This window comes from Endozoicomonas sp. ONNA2, assembly GCF_024606365.1.
Classification (GTDB): Bacteria; Pseudomonadota; Gammaproteobacteria; order Pseudomonadales; family Endozoicomonadaceae; genus Endozoicomonas.
In genome coordinates this window covers 1-4806 of record NZ_JAHHPO010000472.1, presented here as the reverse complement: position 1 = coordinate 4806, position 4806 = coordinate 1, and the positions used below count along the sequence as shown (strand labels likewise).

Sequence of the window (4806 nt, the reverse complement as noted above, 5' to 3'; positions counted from 1 at the left end):
CAGCTGTCCAAAATGACTTGCTCGATATCATATTTAGAAAGCGGAATTGGTATTAACAATCCTGAGAACATCACTGATGAGCAGTGGGACAACGTTGAACTTGTGAATAACTCAAAAAAACCCCCGCAATTGCGGGGCTTTTAGAAGAGTGCCAGCCTGATGAAGGCTCAACAGTCATCGGATAATGACAGGCAAAACGCCATTATGCTGCAGCTACGCTGACATACTTGCGTTTTTTAGGCCCCTTCACTTCAAACACGACTTTACCATCGGCCATGGCGAACAGGGTGTGGTCCTTACCGATACCTACGTTAACACCAGCGTGGAACCTGGTACCACGCTGACGAACGATAATGGCACCCGCCTGGATAGCCTGACCACCAAAGATCTTGACACCAAGGCGTTTACTTTTTGAATCACGACCGTTGCGGGTACTACCGCCAGCTTTTTTGTGAGCCATCTTGCTCTCCTTTTATCCCGGACTTGCCTTTGGCTACCATAGGCCGCCCTTGGAAATATTTAACAGGGTTGATACAACCTGTCAGCAATCATTAACCGGCAATTCCGGTGATCTTCAGCTCAGTGAACCACTGACGATGGCCCATCTGCTTGCGGTGATGCTTACGGCGCTTGAATTTGATGATCTTGATTTTTGGGCCACGGCCATGGCTGACGACTTCAGCGGTAACCTTGGCCCCTTCAATCACTGGAGCACCAACTTTCAGCTCTTCGCCATTGGCGATCAGCAGAACGTCGTTGATTTCCAGGCTTTCGCCAGCGGCGCTGCTCAATTTTTCTACCTTCAGGATTTCTCCTTCGGTCACGCGGTACTGCTTACCGCCAGTTCTGATAACTGCGTACATGATTTGATCTCCGAAAATCCTTGAGAGCCTCTTTGTCAAAGGCATCCACCGGCCCTGGAAAGGCAGGGTGGAATTTATAACTATCTAAAAACCCTTTTTTTTCAAGCTGATGGCTAATTTTGGAAGCTGATAACTCCAACAGGTTGAAAAGACCATTACGGCCTTTCTGGTACCATCAGGGGTGGAGCGGTACCTCATGGGCTGAAGGGCGGCAGAAATCTGCCATTTGCCAGCAATCCATGACAAAACGGTACACCGCACCGGATTCTCAGATAGGGGGCAGAATTTTAAGGGAGTCCAGCCCCACTGGCAAGACCTGTTGGTATTTTATCCTGCCCGGACCAGGAGGCCTGCAGCCTGGTCCAGAGAAATAAGCAGGCACCGTGCAAAGACCCTGTATTGGTACCATCACCGCAGACTGCTATTGACAGTTGCAGTAGCACTAAATAGGATCCCCTATTTTGCCCCACCAAATAAGTCAGATGCCGGACACACAACAACCCTCCTTTCAGACCGCAGTCCATGACGATTTTCGCAGGGTGGACCAGTGCATTTATGAGCAATTGCACTCTGACGTCGCCCTGATCAGCAAAATCAGCGAATACATAATCAAGTCCGGTGGCAAGCGGCTACGTCCTTTGCTGGTACTGCTGACGGCCAGGGCCTGTGGTTACCATGATTACAACCATGTGCCACTGGCGGCCATTATTGAATTTCTGCACACCGCGACCCTGCTGCATGATGATGTCGTGGATCAGTCAGACCTGCGCCGCGGCAGAGACACAGCCAATGCCCTGTGGGGCAACGCACCCAGCGTTCTGGTGGGTGATTTTCTATACTCCCGCGCATTCCAGATGATGGTGGGGCTGGAGAACTTCAGGCTGCTGCATATTCTGGCCGATGCCACCAATATTATTGCCGAGGGTGAGGTCATGCAGTTGATGAACATCAATGATGCAGATGTCACCGAAAATGGCTACATGGACGTTATTCGCTGCAAAACCGCCATGCTGTTTCAGGCCTCCAGCCAAACGGCTGCCGTACTGAGCAAGGCGAGCCCTGAACTGGAAAAGAATATGACTGACTATGGCAATTACCTCGGCATAGCCTTCCAGCTGGTGGATGATACGCTGGACTATGAGGGCGATGCTGAAACCATGGGCAAAAACCTTGGGGATGATCTGGCGGAAGGCAAACCCACTTTGCCGCTGATTTATACCCTGAAACATGGCACCAGTGAACAGAAGCTGCTAATAAGGGACGCGATTGAGCAAGGCGGACGGGAAAATATTGCAGCCGTTGTGGCCGCGGTTCGCAGCAGTGGAGCACTTCAGTACACCACGGCCAAAGCCCGGGAATACGCCACCAAGGCAAAACGTTGCCTGGACATACTGCCTCAGGGCGAGTACCGCAGTGCTATGGAGGACCTTGCGGACTTTGCCGTTTTCAGAAGCGGTTGAGCAACAGTCATTTCAAGACGAACTGTCATTTCTAGACGAACTATGTCAAAAGAAACGGCCGGTACCTTGTAAATACCGGCCATTTTTTAACGGTACAAATGGTCATAACAATAATTGGTAGCCTCAATAAAGCCCTCAATACTGCCACAATCAAAACGCTCACCCTTGAATTTATAAGCCATGACACAGCCTCGCTGCGCCTGAGCCATCAACGCATCGGTAATCTGAATCTCGCCACTTTTACCGGGGCGGGTATCATGGATCAGGTCAAAGATGTCCGGTGTCAGAATATAACGGCCAATGATAGCAAGATTACCAGGCGCATCCCCTTTGGCGGGTTTTTCCACCATATCCTCAACACGGATCAGCTCTTGTGAAATGTGCTGGCCCGCGATAACCCCGTATTTATGCACTTCATTTTCAGGCACTTCCTGAACTGCAATGATACTGCAGCGGAACTGCTTATAGAGTTGTGCCATCTGGGCCAGAACCCCGGGACCTCCGGGATTGCTGCACAGATCATCGGCCAGCACCATACCGAAAGGCTGGTCACCAATCAACGTCTGCCCGGTTAATACCGCATGGCCAAGCCCCTTCATCTCTCGCTGGCGGGTGTAGGAGAAGGTACACTGATCGATCACACGGCGGATGTCGGACAACAGGCTTTCCTTGTCCGTACCGGAAATCTGATGCTCCAGTTCGTAGTTCACATCAAAGTGATCTTCCAACGAGCGCTTGCCCCGACCAGTGACAATGCAGATATCCGACATACCGGCCTGCAGCGCCTCTTCAACGCCATACTCAATCAGCGGTTTGCTGACGATGGGCATCATTTCTTTGGGCATGGACTTGGTGGCTGGCAGGAACCGGGTTCCATAGCCTGCTGCTGGAAAAAGACATTTCTTAAGCATGAGAGGCTCTTTGTTAATCCAACTCAAATGAAGCGACTGCCGCTGCAGTCTATATCAGTCACGAATCAGCTTTAGCAACTCTGCAGTTTTCTCCTGCATCAGCGCTTTATCGCCTCGACTTTCTACATTCAGACGAATCACTGGTTCGGTATTGGAAAGTCGCAGATTAAAACGCCACTGTCCCATATCCACGCTGATGCCATCGGTGTTATCAACTGCCAGCGCATCTTGCTGATAGTGGGCCAGCACTCGCTGTATAGCGGCCCCGGGATCGGTCAATTGGCTGTTGATTTCACCCGAAGACGGAAACCTGGCGATACGCTCACGGACCAGCGCTGACAAGCGCTGCCCCTTTGTGGACAGCAACTCCGCGACCAGCAGCCAGGGAATCATGCCGGAGTCACAATAGGCAAAGTCGCGAAAATAATGATGGGCACTCATCTCACCGCCATAAACCGCATCTTCCTGGCGCATCCGCTGCTTGATAAAGGCATGACCGGTTTGGCACAGGACCGGTTCCCCACCCGCCGCTTTTACCTGATCGATGGTGTTCCATGTCAGCCTGGGGTCATGGATGATTTTCGCTCCCGGATCGTGTGCAAGGAATGCCTCCCCCAATAACCCGACAATATAATACCCTTCGATAAACTGTCCCTGCTCATCAAACAGGAAGCAGCGATCAAAGTCACCATCCCAGGCTATGCCCATATCGGCATGATGCGCCAGAACAGCATCCACAGTCGTCTGTCGGCATTCTGGCAGTAAAGGATTAGGGATACCATGGGGGAAGTTACCATCCGGCTCGTGGAGGACTTTGATAAACTCCACTGGCACACCAAGCGTTCGAAATCGTTCCTCGATAGCATCCACCACATGCCCTGCAGCCCCATTGCCGGCATTGACCACCAGCTTCATTGGCTTGAGACTGTCAGTCTGGATGTACCCCAGCAGGTGGCTGATATAATCATTCAGCACAGAGATCTTTTGATAGCCACCGCGCTGTGTCGCAGGCTCGCCAAACCGGTTCGCTTCTGCCAACTGCTGAATTTCCCGCAAACCGTTATCACCACTGATGGGTTGCGCATCGGTCTGCACCAGTTTCATGCCGTTGTAGTCAATAGGATTGTGACTGGCCGTCACCTGGACACCGCCATCAACCCCCAGATGGAATGTGGCAAAGTAGATCTCCTCGGTACCGGACAGGCCAATATCCAGCACATTGACCCCGGCATCACGCAGGCCTTCGGATAATGAGTGCTTGAGAGCGTCACTGGTCAGGCGGGTATCACCACCAACAACCACATCTTTCGGTTTGAGGAACTCACCATAGGCCCGGCCTATGCGGTAGGCAATATCTTCATTGAGTTCATCCGGCAGGCGGCCACGGATATCGTACGCCTTGAAACAGGGGAGCGTGTTCATTTCTCAGTCGCAATGAAAATTAAAGGTCTGTATTTAACTACGAATTCCCTCAAATAGACAAATGGTGTCGGGTAGAAAATTTCTGCAGGTTATACCCTGAATCCGTAACTTCAGAAGACGTTGAAACCTTCGGAAGCCGGTCGTGCCGAT

At 51.5% G+C, this 4806-nt stretch carries 5 protein-coding genes; 1 reads left to right on the top strand and 4 read right to left on the bottom strand.

Annotated elements, in window-relative coordinates; translation table 11 throughout:
- Positions 1-202: 202 nt before the first annotated feature.
- Together rpmA and rplU are read right to left on the bottom strand one after the other, a co-directional pair.
- Positions 203-460: a 50S ribosomal protein L27 gene (gene rpmA / locus KDK14_RS08535; RefSeq protein ID WP_257264673.1), complete on the bottom strand. Its 258-nt coding sequence runs from the start codon at positions 458-460 to the stop codon at positions 203-205.
- 91 nt (positions 461-551) lie between these two features.
- Positions 552-863: a 50S ribosomal protein L21 gene (rplU, locus tag KDK14_RS08530; protein WP_257264672.1), complete on the bottom strand. Its 312-nt coding sequence runs from the start codon at positions 861-863 to the stop codon at positions 552-554.
- A gap of 482 nt (positions 864-1345) precedes the next feature.
- Here rplU and ispB point away from each other — a divergent pair, with 482 nt between their 5' ends.
- Entirely contained in the window at positions 1346-2323 is a 978-nt protein-coding gene (ispB, locus tag KDK14_RS08525) for an octaprenyl diphosphate synthase (RefSeq protein ID WP_306671494.1), read from the top strand.
- Between the two features lie 86 nt (positions 2324-2409).
- Here the strand turns inward: ispB and galU are convergent, their stop codons facing one another.
- The gene (galU, locus tag KDK14_RS08520) at positions 2410-3234 is read right to left on the bottom strand and encodes a UTP--glucose-1-phosphate uridylyltransferase GalU (protein ID WP_257264670.1); all 825 of its coding nucleotides are present in this window, start codon (positions 3232-3234) and stop codon (positions 2410-2412) included.
- Between the two features lie 54 nt (positions 3235-3288).
- Positions 3289-4656 (bottom strand): phosphomannomutase CpsG, encoded by a 1368-nt coding sequence (gene cpsG / locus KDK14_RS08515; RefSeq protein WP_257264669.1) that lies wholly within the window; start codon positions 4654-4656, stop codon positions 3289-3291.
- Positions 4657-4806 lie beyond the last annotated feature (150 nt).

Bases quoted from the DNA above. Each gene is read 5' to 3' on its own strand.
- ispB (WP_306671494.1), top strand. From the start codon at position 1,346: ATGCCGGACACACAACAACCCTCCTTTCAGACCGCAGTCCATGACGAT.
- rplU (WP_257264672.1), bottom strand. From the start codon at position 863: ATGTACGCAGTTATCAGAACTGGCGGTAAGCAGTACCGCGTGACCGAA.
- cpsG (WP_257264669.1), bottom strand. From the start codon at position 4,656: ATGAACACGCTCCCCTGTTTCAAGGCGTACGATATCCGTGGCCGCCTG.
- galU (WP_257264670.1), bottom strand. From the start codon at position 3,234: ATGCTTAAGAAATGTCTTTTTCCAGCAGCAGGCTATGGAACCCGGTTC.
- rpmA (WP_257264673.1), bottom strand. From the start codon at position 460: ATGGCTCACAAAAAAGCTGGCGGTAGTACCCGCAACGGTCGTGATTCA.